Source organism: Lactobacillus selangorensis, assembly GCF_001437205.1.
Classification (GTDB): domain Bacteria; phylum Bacillota; class Bacilli; order Lactobacillales; family Lactobacillaceae; genus Paralactobacillus; species Paralactobacillus selangorensis.
In genome coordinates this window covers 81,715-105,186 of record NZ_JQAZ01000003.1, presented here as the reverse complement: position 1 = coordinate 105,186, position 23,472 = coordinate 81,715, and the positions used below count along the sequence as shown (strand labels likewise).

The window sequence follows — 23,472 nt, the reverse complement described above, 5'->3', positions numbered from 1 at the left end:
GTTTTATAATGACATTATGAAATAGTTTTCCCAATAAAAAAAGGGGTCTTCACAGATGAAATCAGCACATAGCAGTTGTACCACCGTTCTGGTCGGTAAAAAAGCCAGTTTGCATCACAGCACCATGATTGCCCGTAACGAAGATTTTGGCGCCGCCGTCAATCCGAAACGCTTCGTCGTGATTCCGGCTCACGCCAAAGCCCAGCATTATCGTTCTAAAGGGAATGATTTTCAGATTGACCTGCCGGAAAACGCCCTACGTTATACAGCAACACCGGATGCCGACCCGCAGTACGGCGATTTTGCCGAAGACGGCATCAATTCAGAAAATGTCGCCATGAGTGCCTCCGAATCAGCCTTTTCAAATCGCCGTGTCCTAGCCGTTGATCCGCTGGTTGCCAATGGCATTGCCGAAGATGCCATGGTCAGTGTGGTCCTGCCGTTCATTCATTCTGCGAAGGAAGGTGTCGAACGGCTGGGGGCTATCATCGAAAAATACGGGACGGCCGAAACGAACGGAGTCGCCTTTTCTGATGCCGATGAAGTCTGGTATCTGGAGACGGCTGGCGGACATCATTGGGCAGCACAGCGGATTCCCGATGGTCAATATGCCGTTGTCGCCAATCAGCTCAGTATTCAGGAAATCGATTTTAATAAACCGGATGATTTTTTGACGGCGACTGATTTGAAAAAATTTGTAAAAAAGAATCATCTCAATCCGGCCAAAAAAGGCTTCAATTTCCGCCAGATTTTCGGGACACATGATGAATCCGATCGTCATTACAATACGCCTCGTGTCTGGTATGGTCACAATCTTTTCTCGCCCGCTGAGCCCGAAAACGATCCATTCTCAGAGCAAATGGCATTCACTCGCACCCCAGACCAGAAACTCGGTGCCGATGATGTGAAGACAGTTTTGAGCTCGCACTATCAGGACACGCCGTATGATCCCTATGGTCATGGGACAGCCGTGCAGAAGAAACAGTTCCGGCCAATCGGGCTCGATCGCAATCAGGAAATGCACGTACTGGAAATCCGCAGCGACCTGCCGGCTGAATTTGCAGCCATTCATTGGCTAGCCTTAGGTGTCAACGTCTACAACACGATGGTGCCGTTCTACGCCAACTGTGAAGACACGCCGGACAACTATCGCAATACGACGGCCCATGTCAACATCAACAATATGTACTGGCTCAATCGGACAATCGGCGTTTTAGCCGAAGCGCATTACGCCGCCAGTCAGACGCTCATCACAGACTATCAGCAGGATACCTTTGAAACGTTAAGCCGCAGCATTCAGCAAACTGACTTAGCTGTCACTAAAGTGGCTAAAAAAGAGGTCACTGGTTTCTTAACCGCACAAAACGCCCAAACGGCAAGTGCAGCGACCCAAAAAACACGTGCACTCTTTGCCGATCTGGTCCGTTTGGCTAACAACCACATGACGCTCCATTTCAATGGCAACGAAGACCTGTAAAAAACAGCCGTCTCCCCTTCGGAGGCGGTCTTTTTATGCGGTAAATTTGCGGAAAGCCTCTATAATAATGACAAAGAAGGTCGAATGATGAAAAAGATAACAAAATGGGGTTTGGGCTTCCTGTGTTTATGGCTGCTGATGCTGGCGGCGTGCAGTGCTCAGACGATCAATATGAAAAAATACACGGCGAGCCGGACGACGACACTCTACGTTCATGGTTACGGTGGCTCGGTCCGTTCGACCAATCACATGATCAATGCTGCCGTCGACGCTCATGCGGCCACAAAAGCGCTCGTCGCTGATGTTTCCAAAACCGGCCGTATCACCTGGCATGGCCGCTGGTCCAATAAAGCTGATAATCCCATCGTGCAAGTTGCCTTTCAGAACAGCAAGGCACCCGTTGACCAGAACACGAAATGGCTGACTGCAATCTTGGAACAGCTCTATACCAAATATCACGTCCGAACGTTCAACGGCGTCGGCCATTCGAATGGGTCCGTCGATTTGATCGATTACGCCGTTACGAGTGCCAATAATCGCCACGTTCCAAAGCTGAACAAGCTCGTGACGATTGCCGGTCCTTTCGATGGGATTACCTTCGTCAACGACAAACCGAATACGAATTATTTTGAAAAAGACGGCCGGCCGAAACATATTTACACGACCTATGCCGATTTACTGTCGAAACGCCAGAATTTTCCGCATCATGTCAAAATCTTAAACATTTATGGCAATCAAGAGGACGGCAGCAATTCCGACGGCGATGTTTCAACGGTTTCCGCCCGTTCATTGCAGTACTTGTTGCGGGACAAAACGGCCAGTTATCAGGAAAAGGAAATCACCGGCAAACACGCTCAGCACAGCCAGCTCCATGAGAATTCAACCGTCGATCATGCTGTCATTCAATTTCTCTGGGGGAAATGACCCTTGTTTCAGTAAATTTCTTTCTGTACACTTAGATTAAGAAAACTCTCAAAGAAGGTCTCGGAATGCATTCAAAGTCACTCACTCGTTTTTTGCTCCTATTTGCCGCCGTCTTGGTCGGCAGTGTCCTTTTAGCGGCGCCAGTTCAGGCCGCTAAAAAAAAGACCATCACCCCGACTCTCTACATCCATGGTTTCAAGGGGTCGGCTGCTTCGATGAACAGCATGATTGTCATTGCGCAGGACGATGCCAAAGCCGGCACTAAAATCGCCACTGCGACCGTCGATGCGAGCGGAAATGTTGCTTGGACCGAAACGGCCGGCGTCAACATCAAAAAGGTCAAGCATCCAATTATTCAGGTTGTTCTGACCGAAAACACGATGCCCGTCGATACACAAGCCCAATGGATTCAAAATGTGTTGGTCTCGATGAAGAAAAAGTACCATTACACAACTTACAACGCCGTCTGTCACTCGGCTGGCTGTGTGGCGACCGTCGAAAACGCCATGAAAAACGGACGCAAGAAAGCCACTCCGAAATTGAAGAAGCTCGTGACAATCGCTGGTCCTTTTGACGGCGTCTTAGGCATGGGCGACACAGCTAATACCACTAAATTGGATAAAAACGGCAAACCAAGTGTGGTTGTCGAAAGTGCCGACTATCCGTCCTACACCGAACTTGAAAGCCTCCGCAAAGGTTTCCCTAAAGGCGTCAAAGTCCTCAATTTATATGGCAATCTGAATGACGGCACGAATTCTGACGGACAAGTCACCAATGCTTCCGCTTTGTCGCTCAAGTATTTGCTGCGGGGCGAAACCAAGAGCTATCAAGTGAAGGAATTCACCGGTGCCAATGCTTATCACACCAAGCTCCATGAAAATGCCGCTGTCGACAAAGCCGTCATCAAATTTATCTGGCATAAAAATCTCAACTACAAGGGGCAGTAAAAATGAAAATTTATTTTGGTAATTCCCTCTTTTCACAAGCCGATTTTGATTTCAATGAACGGCTCGTCGCCGCAATGCGGCAGCAGAATCCCGATGTCGATATTTACCTGCCGCAGGAAAATGCCGCCATCAACGATAAGAATAATTACGCCAACGCGAAAGACATTGCGCAAGGCGACACGGCCGAATTATTAAGCAGCGATCTGATGGTCGCCGTTCTCGACGGTTCAACCATCGATGCCGGTGTGGCCGCTGAAGTCGGGGTTGCTTATGCCAAGCACATTCCGATTTATGGTTTATATACCGATAGCCGCCAGCTCGGCTACGACAATCCGCAGAAATTACGCGCCCTCCGTGAGGTCGCCGAAAATCAGTTTTCGTACATCAACCTCTACCCCGTCGGTCTCATCAAAATGAACGGCGAAGTCGTCAATGGTACAGAACAGCTCCTGCAACTGGTCCACCAATTCGTCACCAATCAAGAAGCATAAGGAACGCAGCATAAAACCCATCGCATGTGAACCGGCGATGGGTTTTTGCTTGTTTTCTTTGTATAACGAGTTATAATACAAATGATACAAAGAGGAGGCAATTGCGATGTTATTGCATATTCACTTGAATAGTGACGTGCCGCTCCATGAACAGATCCACGATCAGATTTTGCTGGCGCTTGCTGACGGCCAGCTGCAGCCGCACGAGCAGCTGCCAACAGTGCGGCAGCTAGCGGCCCAATTGCAGGTCAATCCGATGACGGTCTCCAAAAGTTACGCCCACTTGAAAAAAGAAGGCTATCTGGTCAGCGACCGCCGCAACGGCACTCATGTTGCGGCCACACTGCCGAAAAACGATCATTTTTTGGCCCAGCTGACCGCTGCATTAGAACCGCTAGTCGCCCAAGCCAAACTGCAATCGCTCACCGTCGCAGAATTTGAAAAAATTGTGCAATCACTTTTTGAAAAGAGGTCTTCATCATCGTACTAATCTACTTTATCTGGGTCGCCGTCGCCCTTTGTTTTGCGGCCGGCCTGCTGATTCAGTCACGACCCCATCAGAACATTATTTTGGAAACTACTTTACCGGCTGAGAAGTTGAACAGTCCGCTGGTCCAAGTCGTGGTGCATGCTTATCGCCGTGCCATTGTAATTGCGACGCTCCTGCTATGTGCAGCGGGCCTGCCGATGTTATGGATCACTTATGATTCGCTCAATTTCATCTGGCTGATGCTGCTCCTAGTCGTTGCAATTGGAACTAATTTTTCCCTTGAAGTCCATTTCATCCGCAAGATGACCGCCGTCAAAAACAAGCAAGGCTGGCTAGCCGACCCCGACGATACGATTGTCGTGGATACCCAACTATTGATCGACCCGAATCAGGGTTTGCTGCCGCCCTTTGCCTTCCTGCCAGCCGTATTGCTCGCAGTCGGCGGCTGGTGGTGGCTGGGCCGAATGATCCCAACCAGCCGGCTCTTTGTCGGCCTGCTCGCCGTCGCAACACTGGCCGTGTTTATCGGGCTTTATTACGTCATCCAGCAGCAGCCGCCCCGTTCGCTGACGGAAGATACCGCCGTCAACCGCCGCCTCAATAATGCTTGGCGTCACACTTGGTCGCTGCAGTTTGTCGCCGGTGCCACCGTTGTCAGCCTGATTCCTGGCATGGTAGCACTCAGTATCAGTATTGCACCCGAACTGGCACAAATCGTAGTGCTCGGTTATTTGCTGGTGCTATTTCTGTTCATTGCTTGGGTCTTCTTCAGTTTCTGGCGCTTGCGCAATACCGAAGATGCCGAATTGGCTCACACTCAGACTTTTCAGCCAGATAGTGCCGATTATTATTGGCGTTACGGAATCTACGACAATCCCAACGATCCACGTCTGAATGTGCCCAACCGGGTCGGCGGCAATGTCAGTATCAATATCGGCCGGCCGCTGGGCAAAGTCATTTTAGGACTGCTGCTGCTGGTCTTGGCCGGTGTGCTCGTAATCGTTGGCAGTCAGCTGTTTCGGGCTGATTTCAACCAGCAGGCCATCTCTCTCAATGCCGGTGCCGACGAAATAACCTTGCAGGCCCCCTTGACAGCTACCAAAAAAGTGCCGTACACTCAAGTTAAGCAGATCAAACTGCTCAAGCAGCTGCCGAACGGTGTCCGAGTCAATGGGGTTGCAACAACTCACTATCGGCTTGGTCATTACCGCATCGGCAAACGTGATGCCTATCTTTATGTCCGCCATAATAGTCCGGTCATCGAACTCAGCACCGCCAAAACGGATTATTATTATACGGGCACTTCGAGTTCCGAAACGAAATTAACGTATACGATTCTTAAAAATCGTGTCTAAAACAAAAACGGTTGTAACAAAACCTAAACTTGTTACAGCCGTTTTTTTAATGGCGTCGTCTTGCATGAGGAATTCATCTGGACTTGGTTTGGTTCAGCTTTCAGAAACACTTTTTTTAATGGGTCGGTTTACTTCCTTTTACTACCCATTTTGAAAAAGGGTTTGCCAGATATCATTCATTTTCCATTTGACAAATTTTCTGAAAGTGTTTAAATAAATTAGGTGTCGTTGCACATATTATTAAAAGATCGGAGTGAACTTTTAGTGGAATTCAGCTTTTATGACCCGTTGCGAAGCGGTTTAGCCATGAATCGCATCATTCGTCGTGAATTGAACCGGCGTTTAAAGCCGTTTGGATTAAACGATAGCAATTTTTTCTTTATTTTTATTCTGTTGGACAATCCCGGTATCTCGCAAGATGATCTGACGAAAAAAATGTCGCTCGACCATAGTACGGTCACTCGGGCCGTCGCCAAGCTGATCGATAAGGGCATCATCACCCGTTCGCCGAATCCGAACGACAAACGGGCGAGCCAGATTTATCCCACCGATAAGGCGGCGGAGCTGTGCCAAAAGATTCTCCCGATCGTCAACCAAATTTACGACAAGCTCTTTGCAGGGTTGAATGACTCCGAACAGGAACAATTGGAGCATTTGCTGAACAAGGCGCTTGCATCTGCACAAAAGGAAGAAGGAACAAAATGAATCAGAACCAAACCATGTCCAAAAAAGATCTCGTTGCCATTTTAGCGGCCGCACTGATGTCATTCGTCGGGATTTTGATCGAAACGTCGATGAACGTCACATTCCCAACACTGATTAAACAATTCCACATTACCCTGTCAGTCGCTCAATGGGTCGGGACAGGCTACCTCTTGATGGTCTCGCTGGTCATTATCTGCTCAGCCTACATCAAAATGCGTTTCAAAGAAAAGAACATCTTCGTCACTGGAGTTATTTTCGCCGTCATCGGTGATTTAATCTGTGCCCTAGCACCGAATTTCTGGATTTTGCTGTTCGGCCGGCTCGTTCAAGCTGGCGGAACTGGGATCGTCTTACCGCTGTTATTCAACATCATCCTCGAACGGGCACCGCTGTCACGGCGGGGCTTATTCATGGGTCTGGGTGGCCTGATCGTTTCAATGGCCCCAGCACTCGGCCCGACATTCGGCGGAATCGTCGTCTATTTCTTAGGCTGGCGTGATATTTTCTGGATTGTGTTGCCCTTTATGATCGTGGCCCTGTTCTTAGGGTGGTTCTCGATTGACCAAGTTACCAAGCTGTCGCATCCGAAATTCGATTGGCTGCGACTGGCCTTATTGACTGTCATGCTCGTCAGCCTGACCTTAGGCTTCAACACCGTCGGCACACTCGGCTGGCTCAACTTTGAATTTTTATTCAGTCTGGTCGTCTTTGCCCTGGCCACTTGGGCCTTCATCGCCGCTTCGCAGCACTCCGATCGGATGCTGGTCAACATCAAGGTATTTACCCTGCCCGTCTTCACATTAAGCCTGATCGCCTATTTCCTAATCCAGTTCACCAACATCGGCTCCAACTTCATTTTGCCGAACTATGCACAGTTAGTCGATCATTCGACGACCTTAATCAGCGGGCTGATCTTGCTGCCTGGGAGTTTGCTGGCCGGCATGCTGAACCCGTTATTTGGGAAAATGCTCGATGACTTGGGTCCCAAGCGACCAATCACTTGGGGGAATACGATCTTTGCAATCGCTCTGATCGCCTTCATCGCCTTCAGTCTGCACATGTCGCCAATGATGATTATGCTGATGTACATCGTCTTTGCGATTGGGATGTCGATGTCCTTTGCCAACACGATGACATTTGCCTTGGGCCAAGTTCCGATTCAATACGAAGCTGATGCGAATGCGATTTTCAACACTTTGCAGCAGTTCGGCGGTTCAATCGGGACAGCCATTGCATCCAGCTTTTTAGCTTCCGGCAGCGGTGCAACGACTGCCGCACGAACAGCAAGCGGGACTCAGCATGCGTTTATCTTCTTCTTCGTTTTAATCTGCCTGAATTTCATTTTTTATCATTATGCATTTAAACTGAAACCTAAGGAGGCCTAATTTATGGGCCAAGAGAAAATTTCTCGCAAAGCACTCGCCGCCATTTTGTCGGCTGCTTTGCTCTCTTTTGTCGGAATTTTAATCGAAACATCTATGAACGTGACATTTCCGACGATGATCAAAGAGTTCCATGTCACTTTAGGAACGATTCAATGGATTACAACTGCTTATTTACTGACAGTTGCGCTTGTGATCGTTTGTTCTGCCTACATTAAGGCACGCTATAAGGAGCGTCACATCTTTATTACATCCGTTTGTTTCTTTGTCATCGGAACCATTGTCTGCGGAACTGCCGGCAGCTTTGTCATGCTGCTGATCGGCCGTCTCATCCAGGCAATCGGGACGGGCTTGACTTTACCCCTGATGTTCAATATCATCCTTGAACAGGCTCCTAAGGCTGTTCGTGGGACGTATATGGGCGTCGGTGGAATGATTTTAGCCTTAGCACCGGCATTCGGGCCCACATTCGGCGGGGTCGTCGTCTACTACTTAGGCTGGCGCTGGATTTTCTGGATCGTCCTGCCACTGATGATTATCGCCCTCTTCATGGGTTTGAACACGATTACCCAAGTTTCTGAAACGACGAAACCGCAATTCGACTGGCTGCGGCTGTTCATTCTGGCCGTCTTTTTCATCAGTTTGACACTGGGCTTCAACACCGTCAGCACACTCGGCTGGTTCAACGTTCGTTTTGACCTCTTCATGGTCGTGGCAATCATCGCCGTGCTCGCCTTCGTCTACACTTCGAATCGTACCCATCGGATGCTGGTCGATATTTCTGTTTTCAAAATTCCGGCTTTCTCTTTGAGCCTGACCGCCTACTTTATCATTCAGTTGACCAACATCGGCGGCAGTTTCATGCTGCCGAACTACGCTCAGCTGGTCGATCATTCGACGTCGCTGATCAGCGGCATGATTCTCCTGCCTGGCAGCCTGGTCGCTGGTTTGATGGGTCCCTACTTCGGACATCTGCTGGATACTTACGGTCCGAAGAAACCCATTTTGACCGGGAATACGATTTATACGATTGCCTTAGTCGGATTTGCCCTCTTGAGTCTGCACTTGTCACCCTTGATGATCGTCATTTTATATTTGGTCTTTTCATTCGGCCGCTCAATGGCCTTTGAAAATACCCTCACCAATGCAATCAACAATGTGCCTCGTCAGCATCAGGCCGATGCTAACGCTGTCCTGAATACCCTCCAGCAATTCGGCGGCTCGATTGGGACCAGCATCATGGCCAGTTTTATGACCTCTGCTGCGGGCAAGACCGAAGCTGTTCGGACCGCTGCTGGGACGCAAAACGGCTTTATTTTCTTGGTTATCCTAGCCTTCCTCAATTTCGTTCTCTATCATTACAGCTTTAAGCTGGCAAAATGATCAACGAACACCAAAGGGGCCTCTTCCATTTCTGGAAGAGGCCCCTTTTTTGAGGTTGCAGCGTTATGCACGCGATTTTTTAAGTACTATCATGCTGGAGAACTTTCGGAATCACATCAGCCGTCGTCACTCAGCACAGCAGACGATTCAGCTGTTATGAAAAAAGGGAATATTTTTTATATTCCATATGTATTATTCTCGCTCATATTCTTTTACGTTTCAATACCTAATTGGCTGATAATTTCATTCCATATGAAATAAATAGGTGGGCATCAATTTATATCAGGCGGTATTTTATGCTTGCTTGCGAGCCGAAAATGCCACACTATTAACTTATGAACTAAAAAAAGGACTGGTTGCATATGGATTTTGGCACACAAGTCAGAAGCGCCCGTCAGAATAAACGGATGACGATGGCAGAACTTTCGCAAGTAGTTGCCAATAATTATCACATCAAAATCAATCAGGGCGTCATCTCTCGGATCGAACACAACTACAATGTGTCGAATAACCAGCTCTTCGCAGTGGCCGATTACCTTAACATCGACCTCAACCGGACAACCGCTTATTTCCGGAGCGGTTTCCGCTTCCGAAGCCGTTAAATGAGCAGGACGGGATGCACTTTTTGATGTTGGTTTTGATAATCCATATGGAATATTAGCGCTGCTTTTTTATCCTGAACCTTAATGGCAGCCAAAAAAAGCGTCTCTGCAAATCATTGCAAAGACGCTTTTATTCGGTTATCGCTAAAACGGTTCGATTAAGCAATCGGTTCGTCGGGTGCGGATTCGGCTCCGGCGTCTTCGTTGCCCCGTAAATGATCTCGATATTGACGTTCATGGTTCTTAATACCGGCTAAGTAGAAACGGGCCTTTTCATTGGATGTGTCGGCCTTGTACGCACTGCCATCAGTCGGCAATTCTTCCGAAAAGACTTTTTCGTATTCAGGCACACTCAGCTGACGGCGGTTCGCCAGCATCTGCTGATGCGTCTCGCCATGCAGCTGTTCTTCAAAACCAGGCTGGAGTTCGGCGGAATAGAATTCCCCTTCGGCTCCGGAACCATAACTGAACAAACCAATGGTATCGCCGGCGGCTAATGACGTGCTGGTTTCCAATAAGGAAAGCAAGCCTAAGTAAAGCGAACCAGTATAAATATTCCCAATTTGACGCGTATATTGAATACTTTCATCATAGTAGTGCAATAAGCTCTGCTGATGATCGACATTCGTTTCGGGCAGAATTTTCCGGAGTGCTTTCAGGCCCTGCTTCGTGTATGGCAAATGGAAGCACAAGGCTTTGAAGTCATCCAATGTATGGCCAGTTTCCTCACGGTACTTGGCCCAGACTTTCTGGAAGAAATCGATGTATTGGTTGGTAGAGTAATGGCCACGAGCAAAGGCAATGTCGGAATAAACCGGCCGCCAGAAATCCTGGATACTCTGGCTGCGATAGACACTATCGTTGTTAAGGGCCAGAATACGGGGATTAGCACTGATCAACATGGCCACCGCACCGGCGCCCTGCGTAACTTCACCGCCAGTGGCTAAGCCGTAACGGGCAATGTCGGAGCCAAAAACCAAGGCCTTTTTATCCGGATGGGCAGCGACAAAGTCAGCCGCCATCTGCAGGCCAGCCGTTGCACCGTAGCAGGCTTCCTTGATTTCAAAAGCCCGGCTCCATTGGTTCAAACCCAACAGATGCTGAACGTACAAAGCACCAGCCTTTGAATTATCAACGCCGCTTTCGGTGCCTAAAATAATCAGTTCGACTTGGTCCCGTTCCTCAGCCGTCAAGAAATCCAGCGCTGCATTGGCAGCCATTGTCACAGCGTCCTGTGTCAGACCTGGAACGCTTTGCCGGTCCTGGCCGATTCCGATCGTAAACTTATTCGGATCAACGCCCCGTGCTTGTGCAACCTCGACCAAATCAACGTACTGACCAGGCGTAAAGAGCCCGATCTGATCAATCCCAATTTTCACGATTATATCCCATCCTTTGATAATTTTAACGTAAGTGTTTTAAAATATGCTTGGCTGTGGCTAGATCCATCCGGCCGACCTGTTGTAATTTGGCGGCGACCTTCGGAATATCGTCCCCTTTGGCTCCAGCGGTAATGGCCAGTGAAGTTGCCTGCAAAGCCATATGTCCGGCTTGAATGCCGCTCGACACTAAGGCCCTTAAAGCGGCTAGATTCTGAGCTAACCCGACGCCAGCAATCAATTCAGCTAAAACTTTGGCTGAATTGATTTTAACAATTTTGCGGTTGATGCGGACAACCGGCAATAAATGGGTGGCCCCGCCGACACTGCCGATTGGCATCGGCATCGTCAAAGTGCCGACTAATTTGCCGTCCTGCATCTGCCAATTCGACAGCGGCCGATAATGACCGTCACGACTAGCATAACTGTGCGCACCGGCTTCGATGGCCCGCCAATCATTGCCCATTGCTAAAACGACGGCATCGACGCCATTCATAATGCCTTTATTGTGTGTCGCTGCCCGATAAACATCCTGTTCGGCAAAAGCAGTGATTGAAACGATTTTTTCGGCAATTGTGGTTCCATCCATCTGTTTGGTGGCAATCGTCATCGGATCCAAGCTCATCGTTGCCGTGACCAGCGCCTGGTCAGCATCATTCGACAATACTGCAAATAATAATTCGCCGTTGACCCACGGCTGAACGGCTTTGGCGACTGCTTCACAGATTGTGTCGACCATGTTGGCACCCATCGCTTCTTGGGTATCGATGGCCAATTGCAGTTTCAAATAACGGCCGTCGACAATGACGACTTCCTGACTGCGCAAACCGCCGCCCCGTTTGACAATCGATGGATGAGCCGCATCCGCAATCGCCTTAATGTCGGCCGCATGCTGTTTCAAGCGTTCAGCGGCCCCAGTCACGTCTGGCACATTTTCCCAAACGATTTCGCCGATCATGGCACGGGGCCACTGGGCATCGGCTTTGATACCGCCGTTCATAAAGGCCATCCGAGCGCCATTGCCGGCAGCGGCGATGACAGACGGTTCCTCTGTGACCATCGGCACCCAATACTTGGTGCCATTGACCACAAAATGCTGAGCCACGCCCATCGGCAGGGTAAACTGGCCAATCTGATTTTCAATCATCCCATCAGCGACCTCATTCGGAATCGGCTGATTATTTTCCAGAAAGGCACGGCCTCGTTCGTTCAGATAGCCGGCCTTTTGCAATTCTTGCAGCCGCTGTTCACGGCTCATTTGATAAAATTTTGCCATTTATTTATGCCCGTTTGACATTCATGGCGATTCCAAGGCCGCCGCCGATACAAATGCCGGCGACCCCCTCATGCTTGTCCAGACGCTGCATGTTGTATAACAGCGTGGTCAAAATGCGGGCGCCGGAAGCACCGATCGGATGGCCAAGCGCAATCGCTCCGCCCGAAATATTGACTTTATCCAAATCGAGTTTGAGATCACGCGTGACCGCAACACTCTGTGAGGCATAGGCTTCGTTGATTTCAAACAAGTCGATGTCGTCTAACGTTAAACCAGCTTGTGCGACTGCCTTTGGAATCGCATAGTACGGTGCATAGCCCATAATTTCGGGATCAATGCCGACTTCGGCGTATCCTTCAATCGAACCTAAAACGGGCACACCCAGTTCTTCGGCTTTGGAAGCCCGCATCAAAACTAAAGCAGCAGCCCCATCATTGATACCAGATGAATTTCCGGCGGTCACACTGCCGTCTTTGGCAAATGCCGGACGGAGCTTGCCCATCAGTTCCAGACTGGTATCCCGAATCTGCTGGTCCGTATCGACAACCACATCGCCTTTACGAGTGTGGACGGTAACTGGAATCTTTTCAGCATCGAAATAACCGGCTTTGGTAGCGGCGGCGGCCCGTTGCTGCGACTGAACCCCAAACGCATCCTGCTGCTCACGAGTCACATGGAAGCGATTGGCGACATTTTCCGCCGTAATCCCCATGTGGCGTTGTGAAAAGGCATCGGTCAGTCCATCAACCAGCATCTCATCTTCCAAGGTGACGTTGCCGAATTTGTGGCCCCACCGTGTTGTTTTATCTAAGTAAGGGGCTTGAGACATATTTTCGGTCCCGCCGACGACGACAATGTCGGCATCGCCCATCATAATGGCAGATTGCCCTAACCGGACGGACTTCAGCCCGCTGCCGCAGACTTCGTTAACCGTCATCGCCGTGCTCGAAACTGGAATTCCAGCATTGACTTCGACTTGACGCGCAACGTTCTGTCCATTTCCGGCTTGTAAGACATTTCCGAAGATCACTTGGTCCACATCCTGTGGCTGGACCTTGGCACGTTTCATGGCTTCTTTGACAACTAAAGTACCGAGTTCAACAGCTGAGACAGTGCTTAATTCGCCGCCTAATTTCCCAATCGGCGTCCGCACTGCACCTGCAATGACGATTTTATCCATAAATTCCATGACCCCTCACCAATTTTCTAGAATATTCACTATTCTAGTTTACCAGACTCGACTTTAATAAGATAATTTATTTGTTATTCTTTAAGTATTTTTAAGCTGTTAGAACGCCGTTTGTGTGTTGCAAAAACACGACAAGCGCGTATTCTTAAATGATGGAGGCGACCTAAAAATGCGTGTGCTCGACCTATTGATGTTATTCGGCGACCTGCCCAAAAACGACATCATTCAATTTGAAAATCCGCTCGGCGGCGACAATTACAATCTCGCCGACTTTGAGACGACTGAAACGCCTGAGGAAGAACTGCAGCTGATTCTGCGCCTGAAACAAGGCGGCCACCCCCTCCATCTGTGGGAACTGCGACTCCTAATTCAAAAACGCATTTACTACCAGCATTACGTCTTTGTTGAGCTGGATAAACATCCCTATCCCATTTTCGGCTATCGACAGGACGGCCAGACAATTCTGCTGGGCTGAGCTGAACTGCGGCCGACTGACATTCAGCCGGCTTTTTTATTGCTGTTCTTGCAGATGACGGGCATAACAATGGCTCCGCACCATCGGCAGGCAATCATTCGGATTTGCGAGCCCGATTTCATAAATATTCGTCGCCGCTGGATTGAGACGGGGCAGGACTCGTGCCCAGTCAATCTTGCCTTTGCCCAGTTCTAAACTATCATGCTTGCGTCCCATCGAATCGACCAAGTGATAATGAACAATGTGGGCATACAGGTCGTTCAAAGCGGCCAGCAAAACATCGTTATCGCCATGACTTTTAATGAAGACATGGCTCGTATCAAACGCCAAGCGGTAATTTTTCTGGTAGATAAACTGGTCGAATTCAGCATCGCCGTAATAATACAGCGGCGAAATCGAATTTTCGAACATGACGTGGCGGCCGCCGTACCGCTGGAAGTAGTCGAGGCGGTCGAACAAAACCTTCTGCGCCGCCTCGATATCGGGATAAGCATCCAGATAGTGCTGAGCTCGTTTTTGCGAATAAGCGCCATGCAGCAGCACTTGAATATCTTTTTCCCGAGCCAAATCGATTAATTTTTCCGAACTGTCAATCAGGAAACGATACACTTCCGGTTCCTGATTTTCAGCTGTAATCATCTCCAGCGATTTGCCATGAACCCGAGTCGGATGATGCAGCACAATCTGAGTCGTTGCCGTCGCTTTGACCTGATCGATTTCATCCCTGAGCCGCTGCAGGCCCTCCGTTGTTAAATCTGTATCAACGAGATGAAATTCATACACCTGCGGATAAAACTGCAGCCGATCCATTAACTGTGCCGAATCCGTGCTGCCTTTCAAACCAAGTTGAACTGTCACAAGCAGTCCCCTCCTTTATCTTTGCCTTCAGTATAAGCTTTTCCAACTTAAAAACACACCAAGCTAAAAGCTCAGTGTGCTTCGTTGATCAGTTTCTTCAGGCCTTCCCGGTCGATCAGTTCGATCTCAAGCTTGTTGCCCAGTGCCCGTGCCGAACGTGTAAAGTGGCTGTTGGTAATCACGGCGACTTGGTCGAGGTCGTAAAAACCCTTGCCGGCCCAAACTTCCTGAACGGCTTTGTTGCCGACGTAGGCCTGCCAGCGTTTGCATTGGAAGCCCCACTTTTCGCCGTGCCGTTCAGCAAGGACGTCGATGCCTTGATCACCTTCGTAATTGGTGACATGGATGTGGCGGTAGCCGAGATGCTTGAGCAAATAGGCTGTGTAGTGCTCAAATTCATCTCCCTCCATCTCGTCGATTTTCCGTAACGAAACGTGGTCGAACCGTTCCGGCAGCCGAAACAGCCAGTACGCTCCCATCACTAAGTAAGCAATCAATAGAAACGCCGCCCATGGATCGAGCTGGGTCCGGTACGGGGCTAAGTATAAACTCGGCCGCTGCCAGAAATACAGGAGCCCCAGAATAAAGCCCGCCAGTCCGAGCCGATAAATAAACTGTGTCAATTTACGTCGCATGACATACTCTCTTTCTAACCTGCAAACAGACGTTCTGTTATAAGATTAACAAAAAAGCAAAAAGAGTGCAAACAAGGAGCGTGCGAGCGTGCGGGTTAAGGATGCTTTGCCCAAAATTCTAGTCGTGGGATTTGTGGAACAGCAACTTAACGCTTCTGCGCACACGTTTAAACCTGAGCAGCAAAATTCTTAAGAAAACATAAAAAAACCACTTCGTTACCGAAGTGGTTTTCATTATGTGTTACGCTTAATCACATTCCCATGAAATTTACGTAAAGGTGAAACTTATGTTATGTATATATGCGAATTATTGCTTCGCACATAGTATATCAAATTATCAAAAATTTAACAATCCATTTTTGAATTTTTCTTGAATTATTTTAGAATGCGAAGTGAACGCCGAAGGATGGGTAGAAGTAGCTTGAAATCGATGAAATCTTGACGTTTTCACCTGGTTGCGGTGCAGCGATGTACTGGTTGTTGCCGATGTACATTGCAACGTGGTATGTGGCACCACGGGCACCCCAGAAAATCAAGTCGCCGGCGTTCAAGTTGTTAACGGCAACGATTGAACCTGCGGATTCCTGAGCAACGGTGTAACCGCCAATGCTCTTCCCTAAAGCATTCTGATAAACATACTGTGTGAAGCCGGAGCAATCGAATGAGTTCGGGCCTTTTGCACCCCAAACGTATGGCTTGCCGATTTGTGCTTCAGCAACCGAAATCAACTTTTGTACCTTCTGAGCACGAGTTGTAGCTGCTGTAGTAGTTGTCGTCTTCGTTGTTGTAGCACTTTCAACGGCAGTTGAGCCAGTTGTGACATTCGCGGTGGAAATCCATTGATCGCCACCAACATTTACCCAACGACTGCCGTCTGGACGGTTGATCGTTTCATAAGCGATCCATGATGAGTTCGGCTTTAAGGCGCGAATCACATGACCCTGACCATTCAGCAAGTTGGCACCGTAAGGATTTGAAACTGTAACAACGTTGGTTGCGGCGGAAACATGACCCGTTTGGTTAACTTGTGCAAGTGCTGTGGCAGACAACCCAACAAAGCCGGCAGCAGCAAGTGTTAATAAATGTTTTTTGAATGTCATCGATATTTCTCCCAATTTCTAAAATTTTTTTAAGTTAACAAATTTCGTTTTTTATGTGAAGAATTTGTGCCCCTTCAACGCTCTTTATACTACACGAGCGATGTTTCAGTTTGATTACAGGAGTGCGCAAATCAAGTTACAAAAGGGAACGGTTGCACACAATGATTTTTGCAGCCCGTCCTGGCAACGATATTTGTCCATACCAATTTCAAAAATCGGCTGATTCGGCACACAAAAAGACCGATTTTCGGGCTGAAGCGGTCTAAAAATCGGTCTAAAGTTGTATTTTGTCATCATTCTGTAACATAAGAAAGCGTTTTATTTGACTAAAATGCCTCCTTGTGCCCATTTATTTCAAATTAAAGGACACGGACACCGAAGGATGGGTAGAAGTAAGCCGAGATAGACGAAATCTTGACGTTTTCACCAGGCTGCGGTGCAGCGATGTACTGGTTGTTGCCGATGTAAATGCCGACATGATAAGTGGCACCACGAGAACCCCAGAAGACTAAGTCGCCGGCTTGCAAGTTGCTGATCGAAACAATCGTGCCAGCACTTTCCTGTGCAACCGTGTAACCGCCGATGCTCTTGCCAACCGCATTCTGAAAGACATATTGTGTCAAACCAGAGCAGTCAAATGAGTTCGGGCCTTTTGCACCCCAAACATACGGCTTGCCGATTTGTGCCTTCGCAAGGGCAATCACTTCCTGCACTTGTGTGTCACGGCTGGTAGCAGTTGTTGTTGCGCCTTCAACTGCCGTCGAAGCTGCGTTGGCAGCCGTTTCATCGACCCACTGGTTGCCGCCTAAGTTTACATAAGTATCGCCGTTCCAGCCAGTCATCGTGCCGTAAGTCTTCCACTTAGAGCCGGCTGGCAAAGTACGCAGGTAGTTGTTGCTGACATCAACTAAGCTGACTGCTTTCGTAGCAGTAAAAATGCTGCTAGATGAAGATGCGCTGGAGGTGCTGCTGGAATTGTCGGAGGTGTTGACACTGTCGACCCACTGATCAGCGCCTAAGTTGATCCATGTATCGCCATTGCTGCCCGTCTTTGTCTGATAAGAGAGCCATTCCGAACCAGCGGCCAAATGACGGATTACATTGCCGTTGCCATCTAATAAGTTGGCACCAGCAGCATTGGTGATCTTCACGGAGTTGGTTGCAGCATGAACATGCTGTGCAGAATTACTTTGAGTCAATGCAGCACCGGCTAACCCTAAAGCACTGGCTGCGGCAAATGTCACGAGATTTCGTTTGATTGTCATATTGATATTCTCCCCTAAGTATATGTAATCTATTTTTCCGAGCACATCGGAAATTGTTTTAAGTGGTGCAAATTTCTATTTAAGATTGAAAGCTCTTTCGCTTATCAACAAAACTTAGTTTACACGATGAATGTGTCAGACAGATTACAGAATAGGCAAAATGAGGTTACAAAATGTGAAAACGCTTGTGCGTATTTTCATTCAGACACAAAAAGGGCCGGAACGATCACGTTCCGACCCTTTTGCGATTTAACAGCCGAATTCGGTTGCACCCCAGTCACGATAACCATCGCTGTCGGGTAAAATCGTTAAGCCGATATTTGTATATTTCGGGTTGACCATATTGGCGTAATGGCCAGGTGAATTTTTCCATAAATTAAAGGCTTCTTGGGCAGTTGCTTCCACACTATTACCCATCAGACCTTGGACCAGGTTTTCACCGGCGACAGAATAATAGTATCCGGAAGCATCCAAAGCAGACTTCCAGCCGGCGTGTTCATCGAGCGAACCGCGTGTCCGTTGCACATTGGCCCGGTTATAGCTCAAAACCTGGAGCTGACTGTTGAGCGTTAATTGACTGAGTCCTTTGCTGGCCCGTAATTGATTGATCAGTTCGATAACTCGATTTTCGACCGCCGCCATGTTGGCTGAGTTCGGCACAAAATCATTGGCGCCGGTAATTTCATTGCTGTTAACCCACTGATTAGCACCAATTTCATACCAAGTCACGTTGTTGACAGTGGTCGTCCGGCCGACTTTCCAAGCCGAATAAGCACTCAAACTGCGGCTGGCCACAGCACTCGTTCCATATCCATTATACAAGGTTGCCCCATTGGCATGCACCGTAACGGTTTGGGCTTGTGTCGCTGTTGTGCCTTCAACGTTTGCCTGTGAATTAGACGAATTCGTTTGATTAGCTGCTAAAGTCGACTGTCCAGAAGTAATCCACTGGTTGCCGCCGACTTCATACCAAGTCGTTCCATTCACTGTCACTTGGTTGGAAACCTTCCAGCGCGAGCCGGTTGTTAAGACCCGGCCGCTGGCGGACGCATTGCTGCCGTAGCCATTGTATAAAACGGCGCTGGTGGTCGTCGTCGCAACGGCATTCGTCATCGCTGTCGGTTGCGGTTGGCCCCCGACCAGCTGCAGGCCGGTCGTTTCAGCGGCTTGTACCCATTGGTTGCCGCCCAGATCGTACCAAGTCGTTCCGTCGGCCGCAGTCGTTTGACGAAGAACACGCCAGCTGCTGTTGACGGCGACACTTTTCACGACCGTGCCGTTGGTTGCCGGTGTGCGATACAAAACGGCACCTGAAGCCGCTGTGATCTTTGTCGTTTGGATGCCGCTGACATTTTCGATCGTTGCCGCATGAGTCGGTGTCGCCGTTGTGACCATGACACCGCCGACTAACAATGCGCTCGACGCTAATCCTGTGACAAGCCATTTTTTTGAGAGTTGGACGTTATTCTTCTTATTCATGAACCTGATTACCTTTCTTTTCAATATGTAGAGGTACAAAGCAAGCTGCCTCATTTGTTTAGAGTGTACCAGACTTTGCCCCGATTTGATATTTCATTTCGATTAAATTCAAGCGTTTTTTTAATTGCCGTACCGATTATAGGTGACCGAACCGTTTTGAAGCGTCACTAATTTGGTCGTCATATTTGAATCAGCGTACAAAGTGACCGGAACACTGCCGGCTTTTTGACTAGCAGCTTCCAAACTCGGCAAAGCTTGGGAAACAACCGCACTGGCGGTGCTGTCGGACTGCAGGGCCTGTTTCATGGTATCGGAACTCGGCACCATACTGATTCCGCTGGTCGAAGCACTAGCGATTGTCATCCCGACGCTGGCTAACTGGCTTTGCGCCGCTGCAACTGTTGAAGTACTCGAAACAGCTGCCGCTGCACTTGAGGCCGATGACGAACTCGTTGCCGTTGCGACCGTTAATTTGCGTTTGACGCTGCCGAGCTGTTTGCCGTTTTCATTATAAGCCGTTACTTTGACCGGCGTATCGCTCTTTTTCAGCTGGTAATACAATGTTCCCGTAACCGTCTTGCCGGCCTTGAGATTCTTTTCAAGTTTCTTTTCGGCCTTCTGAACATTGGCATCGTTCTGGTCCTGATAATCGACGACGGACAGTGTCTTGCTGCCCTGACGCACTTTAAACGCCTTCGACAGCTGATTCAAAGGCTGAAAGGCTTTTTTGCCTTTGTTTGTGACGGTATATTGAATTCCGACCACTTTGTTGTTGTCAGCCGTTTTGGCAGCACCGACCGTCAGCTTTTCAGTTTTTGTCGTATAAATTCCCTTCGCAAATTTCGCCGTTGCAGCTGCCGTTTTAGGCTGTGTCGTTGTCTTTTTGGTCCCGCAGGCTGCTAAAACCAGCGGCATGGCCACTAAAACGACCCCAGCGGTTCCCCATTGTTTGATTGTCACTGTCCATCCATCCTCTTCCGTAATCTAATCTGCATTCATTTAATGCTAGCATAACAGTTTCTGGCCGACCTGTCCGGCATAAACCAATAATCACACGAAAACTTAAGAAAATGCACTCGCAGCGTTCAGATCGGTCTAAAGGCGGATTGCCAACCGGCGGAGCCCCTGCTAAGATACAATTGAATGATATTATATCAGGTATAATATGCAAAGGAGAATAACATGGCGATTCCAATCAATACAGAGCTGCTCGATGGCTGTGTCCTAGCGATTTTATCGCAGGAAGATTATTACGGCTATGCGATTACGCAGCTGGTGCAGCAGACGATTCCGATTTCCGAATCAACACTCTATCCGGTCCTGCGCCGTTTGAAAAAACAGGGCTGGCTGACCACTTACGATAAACCATTTCAAGGACGCAACCGCCGCTACTACCAGCTGACCCCGAATGGACTCCAACGGCTCAGCGAAATTCGCAGCGACTGGGAATTATACAAACATCAGATCGACTGGTTAATGAAAGGAAATCAAGATGAATAATTACTTACAACAACTAGAAAAGCATCTGACTGGCCTTTCGCCGGCCGAAAAAGACGATGTACTTGAGTTCTACCGTGAATACATTCTTGATGCCGGTCTCGACAGCGAAGCCGAGATTACCCAGAAATTGGGGCGCCCAAAACAGCTGGCCCGCAAAATTCTCGCTGATTATTCGATCAAAGCCGATGACGGTGCCGATACATGGATGGACCAGCCGCAGCAGAAATCCCGTCACAACTTGCGGCTGATGTGGATTATCCTGCTCGCACTGTTTGCAACGCCAATCGCCATACCGATTGCATTGGTCGTCTTTGGGCTAATCTTCATCGGCATTCTGCTGATTGGAATTTTGGCTGTGGTGGCACTGATTCTGCTGGCAACAGCCATCATCGGCGGTTTTGCCGCTCTAGCCGTCGGTTTCAGCGTCCTCTTTACTCACTTTGCAACGGCGCTGTTCTTCATCGGAATCGGTTTAATTGCCTTAGGGAGTACCTTCCTGATTCTGATCATCGCCAAATACTTATTGAGCCTTTTCGTTCAAATGCTGACTAACTTTACTAAATTTGTATATAACAAAATTCAGAAACGCCGGCAGGCAAAGGAGGCCCGTTAATCATGAAACATTTCTTCAAAGGCAGTCTAATTGCCATCATCGTTGGTTTCTTCTGTGTCTTAGCCGGTACTGCGATGCATGCCCGGATGAGTGCCGCTTGGAATAACAGCACCCATCAGTTTGAATTTTACAAAGCAACTAAAACGACACTGCCGCTTGATAATGACATCAAAACGCTTAATATCAATCTTCGGGATTCCGATATTAAAATTAAACGGGGCAAAACTGCCAAAGTGATTCTTGAAGGTGAAACCGGCCAGACCCCACGTGCTGCCCAAAATGGCAGTACTTTGGCGATTGCTTCGACTCAAAAAGCCGCACGTGCGACCGCCGTCCTGTCCGACCCAGTTACCTTTGCGACCTCGAAAGCCAAACCAATCGATCGCAGTTTCCATCTCGATCTTGACTTCGGTATCACACATCAGGTCACAATTGTCCTGACGAACCGGCAGCTCAAGCATCTCAACATCAAAGCCGCCGGCAGCGACATTACCGGCAGCAGACCGAATGTCGGCCAGCTCAGTATCGTCAACACTAGCGGCACAGTTTCACTAACCAAGCCGAACGCCCGTCAGCTTGTCGTGACCACTGACAGCGGCGATATCCGCATCAGCCAGCCGGCCGAAAAAGCGGCGCTTGCTAATGTGGACGGCGATAATGAAATCAACGGCCAAACCGTCGCCAAAATTTATTCACAAGCGAACGACGCCCGCTACCGTCTGACCACACGTTCAGGCGATATCACGTTAAATTAGGCACACCAAAAAACTGTGACATGTGTGCCTCTTTCACAAAAAAAGTTTCCAAAATGCAAAAAATTGCATTTTAGAAACTTTTTTAATGACTTGATTTATTTTTTACCAGTTTGCTTTTTATCTTCAGCAGTCAATTGGGCCCCTAATTGTTCGATGAACGGACGTAATTGGTCCTTGACCTGCGGATGCTGCAAACCGTAGATGATTGAAGTCTGCAGCAAGCCGAATTTATTCCCGCAGTCATAACGCTTGCCTTTGAACTCATGGGCAAAAACACGCTGTGTCTTATTCAAAGTATCGATGGCATCCGTCAACTGGATTTCGCCACCGGCACCAGGAGTCTGCTTTTCCAAGATTTCGAAAATCTCAGGATTGAGCAGGTAACGGCCAATGATGGCTAAATCACTTGGTGCATCTTTGGCAGCCGGCTTTTCAACGAATTTCTTGACGTTGTACAAGCCTGGGTGATCTTCACCGGAAGGATCGATGACCCCATACTTGGAAACTTCATCATGCGGCACCTTCTTTACAGCCAGAATCGATGCATGCGTATTTTCGTATTCATCGATCAGCTGCTTAGTCAGCGGCACATCGTCAACCATCAAATCATCACCAAGCATAATCACAAAGGGTTCGCCAGCAACGAATGACTTGGCCTGACGAACGGCATCCCCTAATCCATTCGGATGCGGCTGACGGGTGTAATAGATATGTACGCCCATGTTCGTGGAAGCTTCAACGGCTTTCAGCATGCCGTCTTTATGCTTCTTTTCCAGATCTTGTTCCAATAAAGGTGCTGAATCAAAATGGTTTTCGATGGCTTGTTTGCCCTTCCCATCAATGATCAGTACATCTGTAATTCCTGACTTTGCTGCTTCCTCTACGATAAACTGGATGACCGGCGTATCAACGACCGGCAACATTTCCTTCGGCATTGCTTTCGTGGCGGGTAAGAACCGTGTTCCGAGTCCCGCTGCCGGGATAATGGCCTTGCGTACTTGCATAATTAAACCTCCTGTTGTGCTGCATTTTAATCAATGCGCTAAGTAGTCAATTGGACTATACCTATTTTACCAGACTCGCAATCGCTTGTGAATCCAGTTCAGGCTAATCATAACATGAAAGATAAAAAACTTTAAGAAATTTCTGCGTTTTGACCCGCTAGAATGCCTTGTATAGATGTAAGGCAAAA

24 protein-coding genes are annotated in these 23,472 nt (G+C 48.5%); 14 read left to right on the top strand and 10 right to left on the bottom strand.

Annotated elements, in window-relative coordinates:
* The first annotated feature begins 55 nt into the window (after positions 1-55).
* From IV40_RS05365 to IV40_RS05320, 10 genes are all read left to right on the top strand, one after another.
* On the top strand, positions 56-1,477 hold the full coding sequence (locus IV40_RS05365) for a C69 family dipeptidase (RefSeq protein WP_057769356.1): 1,422 nt from the start codon (positions 56-58) through the stop codon (positions 1,475-1,477).
* Between the two features lie 87 nt (positions 1,478-1,564).
* Complete coding sequence (locus IV40_RS05360) at positions 1,565-2,401, top strand: alpha/beta hydrolase (protein ID WP_057769355.1); 837 nt, start codon at positions 1,565-1,567, stop codon at positions 2,399-2,401.
* Positions 2,402-2,466: 65 nt separating this feature from the next.
* Complete coding sequence (locus IV40_RS05355) at positions 2,467-3,348, top strand: alpha/beta hydrolase (RefSeq protein WP_057769354.1); 882 nt, start codon at positions 2,467-2,469, stop codon at positions 3,346-3,348.
* A gap of 2 nt (positions 3,349-3,350) precedes the next feature.
* A complete protein-coding gene (locus IV40_RS05350) occupies positions 3,351-3,839 on the top strand; it encodes a nucleoside 2-deoxyribosyltransferase (protein ID WP_057769353.1) in 489 nt (162 codons plus the stop codon).
* 106 nt (positions 3,840-3,945) lie between these two features.
* Entirely contained in the window at positions 3,946-4,329 is a 384-nt protein-coding gene (locus IV40_RS05345) for a GntR family transcriptional regulator (protein ID WP_057769352.1), read from the top strand.
* Positions 4,330-4,409: 80 nt separating this feature from the next.
* Entirely contained in the window at positions 4,410-5,684 is a 1,275-nt protein-coding gene (locus tag IV40_RS05340) for a PH domain-containing protein (protein ID WP_057769351.1), read from the top strand.
* A gap of 264 nt (positions 5,685-5,948) precedes the next feature.
* Positions 5,949-6,389, top strand: a complete 441-nt coding sequence (locus tag IV40_RS05335; protein ID WP_057769350.1) for a MarR family winged helix-turn-helix transcriptional regulator — start codon at positions 5,949-5,951, stop codon at positions 6,387-6,389.
* Positions 6,386-7,774, top strand: coding sequence for a DHA2 family efflux MFS transporter permease subunit (locus IV40_RS05330; RefSeq protein ID WP_057769349.1), 1,389 nt, complete (start codon positions 6,386-6,388; stop codon positions 7,772-7,774). The genes IV40_RS05335 and IV40_RS05330 overlap by 4 nt, the downstream gene beginning before the upstream one ends.
* Positions 7,775-7,777: 3 nt before the next feature.
* Positions 7,778-9,154, top strand: a complete 1,377-nt coding sequence (locus IV40_RS05325; RefSeq protein WP_057769348.1) for a DHA2 family efflux MFS transporter permease subunit — start codon at positions 7,778-7,780, stop codon at positions 9,152-9,154.
* A 362-nt stretch (positions 9,155-9,516) separates the two neighbouring features.
* A complete protein-coding gene (locus IV40_RS05320; protein ID WP_057769347.1) occupies positions 9,517-9,756 on the top strand; it encodes a helix-turn-helix domain-containing protein in 240 nt (79 codons plus the stop codon).
* A 158-nt stretch (positions 9,757-9,914) separates the two neighbouring features.
* On the opposite strand, the gene IV40_RS05315 is transcribed toward IV40_RS05320, so the two are convergent.
* Genes IV40_RS05315 through IV40_RS05305 form a run of 3 tightly spaced genes read right to left on the bottom strand, consistent with a single transcriptional unit; the run spans position 9,915 to position 13,591 of the window.
* The gene (locus IV40_RS05315; protein WP_057769346.1) at positions 9,915-11,135 is read right to left on the bottom strand and encodes a hydroxymethylglutaryl-CoA synthase; all 1,221 of its coding nucleotides are present in this window, start codon (positions 11,133-11,135) and stop codon (positions 9,915-9,917) included.
* 25 nt (positions 11,136-11,160) lie between these two features.
* Positions 11,161-12,411, bottom strand: coding sequence for a hydroxymethylglutaryl-CoA reductase, degradative (locus IV40_RS05310; RefSeq protein WP_057769345.1), 1,251 nt, complete (start codon positions 12,409-12,411; stop codon positions 11,161-11,163).
* A 4-nt stretch (positions 12,412-12,415) separates the two neighbouring features.
* Positions 12,416-13,591, bottom strand: coding sequence for an acetyl-CoA C-acetyltransferase (locus IV40_RS05305; RefSeq protein ID WP_057769344.1), 1,176 nt, complete (start codon positions 13,589-13,591; stop codon positions 12,416-12,418).
* A gap of 178 nt (positions 13,592-13,769) precedes the next feature.
* Between IV40_RS05305 and IV40_RS05300 the strand changes: the two genes are divergently transcribed.
* On the top strand, positions 13,770-14,075 hold the full coding sequence (locus tag IV40_RS05300) for a hypothetical protein (protein WP_057769343.1): 306 nt from the start codon (positions 13,770-13,772) through the stop codon (positions 14,073-14,075).
* Between the two features lie 36 nt (positions 14,076-14,111).
* Here IV40_RS05300 and IV40_RS05295 read toward each other — a convergent pair whose 3' ends face one another.
* The 6 genes from IV40_RS05295 to IV40_RS05270 form a co-directional block, all read right to left on the bottom strand.
* Positions 14,112-14,933: a TIM barrel protein gene (locus IV40_RS05295; RefSeq protein WP_236698026.1), complete on the bottom strand. Its 822-nt coding sequence runs from the start codon at positions 14,931-14,933 to the stop codon at positions 14,112-14,114.
* 71 nt (positions 14,934-15,004) lie between these two features.
* Positions 15,005-15,568: a restriction endonuclease gene (locus IV40_RS05290; RefSeq protein WP_057769342.1), complete on the bottom strand. Its 564-nt coding sequence runs from the start codon at positions 15,566-15,568 to the stop codon at positions 15,005-15,007.
* Between the two features lie 380 nt (positions 15,569-15,948).
* On the bottom strand, positions 15,949-16,668 hold the full coding sequence (locus IV40_RS05285) for a C40 family peptidase (RefSeq protein WP_057769341.1): 720 nt from the start codon (positions 16,666-16,668) through the stop codon (positions 15,949-15,951).
* A 359-nt stretch (positions 16,669-17,027) separates the two neighbouring features.
* A complete protein-coding gene (locus tag IV40_RS10990) occupies positions 17,028-17,933 on the bottom strand; it encodes a C40 family peptidase (RefSeq protein ID WP_057769340.1) in 906 nt (301 codons plus the stop codon).
* Positions 17,934-18,182: 249 nt separating this feature from the next.
* On the bottom strand, positions 18,183-19,412 hold the full coding sequence (locus IV40_RS05275) for a CAP domain-containing protein (RefSeq protein ID WP_057769339.1): 1,230 nt from the start codon (positions 19,410-19,412) through the stop codon (positions 18,183-18,185).
* A gap of 120 nt (positions 19,413-19,532) precedes the next feature.
* On the bottom strand, positions 19,533-20,372 hold the full coding sequence (locus IV40_RS05270) for a DUF5067 domain-containing protein (RefSeq protein ID WP_057769338.1): 840 nt from the start codon (positions 20,370-20,372) through the stop codon (positions 19,533-19,535).
* A gap of 222 nt (positions 20,373-20,594) precedes the next feature.
* Between IV40_RS05270 and IV40_RS05265 the strand changes: the two genes are divergently transcribed.
* From IV40_RS05265 to IV40_RS05255, 3 genes are read left to right on the top strand one after another with little or no spacing between them, the layout of a single operon-like run.
* Entirely contained in the window at positions 20,595-20,912 is a 318-nt protein-coding gene (locus IV40_RS05265; RefSeq protein WP_057769337.1) for a PadR family transcriptional regulator, read from the top strand.
* Positions 20,905-21,525, top strand: a complete 621-nt coding sequence (locus IV40_RS05260) for a DUF1700 domain-containing protein (RefSeq protein ID WP_057769336.1) — start codon at positions 20,905-20,907, stop codon at positions 21,523-21,525. Before IV40_RS05265 ends, IV40_RS05260 begins: the two co-directional genes overlap by 8 nt.
* A 2-nt stretch (positions 21,526-21,527) precedes the next feature.
* Positions 21,528-22,280 (top strand): DUF4097 family beta strand repeat-containing protein, encoded by a 753-nt coding sequence (locus tag IV40_RS05255; protein WP_057769335.1) that lies wholly within the window; start codon positions 21,528-21,530, stop codon positions 22,278-22,280.
* 95 nt (positions 22,281-22,375) lie between these two features.
* Here IV40_RS05255 and galU read toward each other — a convergent pair whose 3' ends face one another.
* Positions 22,376-23,284: a UTP--glucose-1-phosphate uridylyltransferase GalU gene (gene galU, locus IV40_RS05250; protein ID WP_057769334.1), complete on the bottom strand. Its 909-nt coding sequence runs from the start codon at positions 23,282-23,284 to the stop codon at positions 22,376-22,378.
* Positions 23,285-23,472 lie beyond the last annotated feature (188 nt).

Excerpts from the sequence above, each read along its gene's own strand:
- IV40_RS05320 (WP_057769347.1), top strand. The coding sequence starts at position 9,517 with ATGGATTTTGGCACACAAGTCAGAAGCGCCCGTCAGAATAAACGGATG.
- IV40_RS05310 (WP_057769345.1), bottom strand. The coding sequence starts at position 12,411 with ATGGCAAAATTTTATCAAATGAGCCGTGAACAGCGGCTGCAAGAATTG.
- IV40_RS05330 (WP_057769349.1), top strand. The coding sequence starts at position 6,386 with ATGAATCAGAACCAAACCATGTCCAAAAAAGATCTCGTTGCCATTTTA.
- IV40_RS05355 (WP_057769354.1), top strand. The coding sequence starts at position 2,467 with ATGCATTCAAAGTCACTCACTCGTTTTTTGCTCCTATTTGCCGCCGTC.
- IV40_RS05255 (WP_057769335.1), top strand. The coding sequence starts at position 21,528 with ATGAAACATTTCTTCAAAGGCAGTCTAATTGCCATCATCGTTGGTTTC.
- IV40_RS05325 (WP_057769348.1), top strand. The coding sequence starts at position 7,778 with ATGGGCCAAGAGAAAATTTCTCGCAAAGCACTCGCCGCCATTTTGTCG.
- IV40_RS05350 (WP_057769353.1), top strand. The coding sequence starts at position 3,351 with ATGAAAATTTATTTTGGTAATTCCCTCTTTTCACAAGCCGATTTTGAT.
- IV40_RS05265 (WP_057769337.1), top strand. The coding sequence starts at position 20,595 with ATGGCGATTCCAATCAATACAGAGCTGCTCGATGGCTGTGTCCTAGCG.
- IV40_RS05360 (WP_057769355.1), top strand. The coding sequence starts at position 1,565 with ATGAAAAAGATAACAAAATGGGGTTTGGGCTTCCTGTGTTTATGGCTG.
- IV40_RS10990 (WP_057769340.1), bottom strand. The coding sequence starts at position 17,933 with ATGACAATCAAACGAAATCTCGTGACATTTGCCGCAGCCAGTGCTTTA.
- IV40_RS05300 (WP_057769343.1), top strand. The coding sequence starts at position 13,770 with ATGCGTGTGCTCGACCTATTGATGTTATTCGGCGACCTGCCCAAAAAC.
- IV40_RS05305 (WP_057769344.1), bottom strand. The coding sequence starts at position 13,591 with ATGGATAAAATCGTCATTGCAGGTGCAGTGCGGACGCCGATTGGGAAA.
- galU (WP_057769334.1), bottom strand. The coding sequence starts at position 23,284 with ATGCAAGTACGCAAGGCCATTATCCCGGCAGCGGGACTCGGAACACGG.
- IV40_RS05365 (WP_057769356.1), top strand. The coding sequence starts at position 56 with ATGAAATCAGCACATAGCAGTTGTACCACCGTTCTGGTCGGTAAAAAA.
- IV40_RS05290 (WP_057769342.1), bottom strand. The coding sequence starts at position 15,568 with ATGCGACGTAAATTGACACAGTTTATTTATCGGCTCGGACTGGCGGGC.
- IV40_RS05275 (WP_057769339.1), bottom strand. The coding sequence starts at position 19,412 with ATGAATAAGAAGAATAACGTCCAACTCTCAAAAAAATGGCTTGTCACA.
- IV40_RS05285 (WP_057769341.1), bottom strand. The coding sequence starts at position 16,668 with ATGACATTCAAAAAACATTTATTAACACTTGCTGCTGCCGGCTTTGTT.
- IV40_RS05260 (WP_057769336.1), top strand. The coding sequence starts at position 20,905 with ATGAATAATTACTTACAACAACTAGAAAAGCATCTGACTGGCCTTTCG.
- IV40_RS05345 (WP_057769352.1), top strand. The coding sequence starts at position 3,946 with ATGTTATTGCATATTCACTTGAATAGTGACGTGCCGCTCCATGAACAG.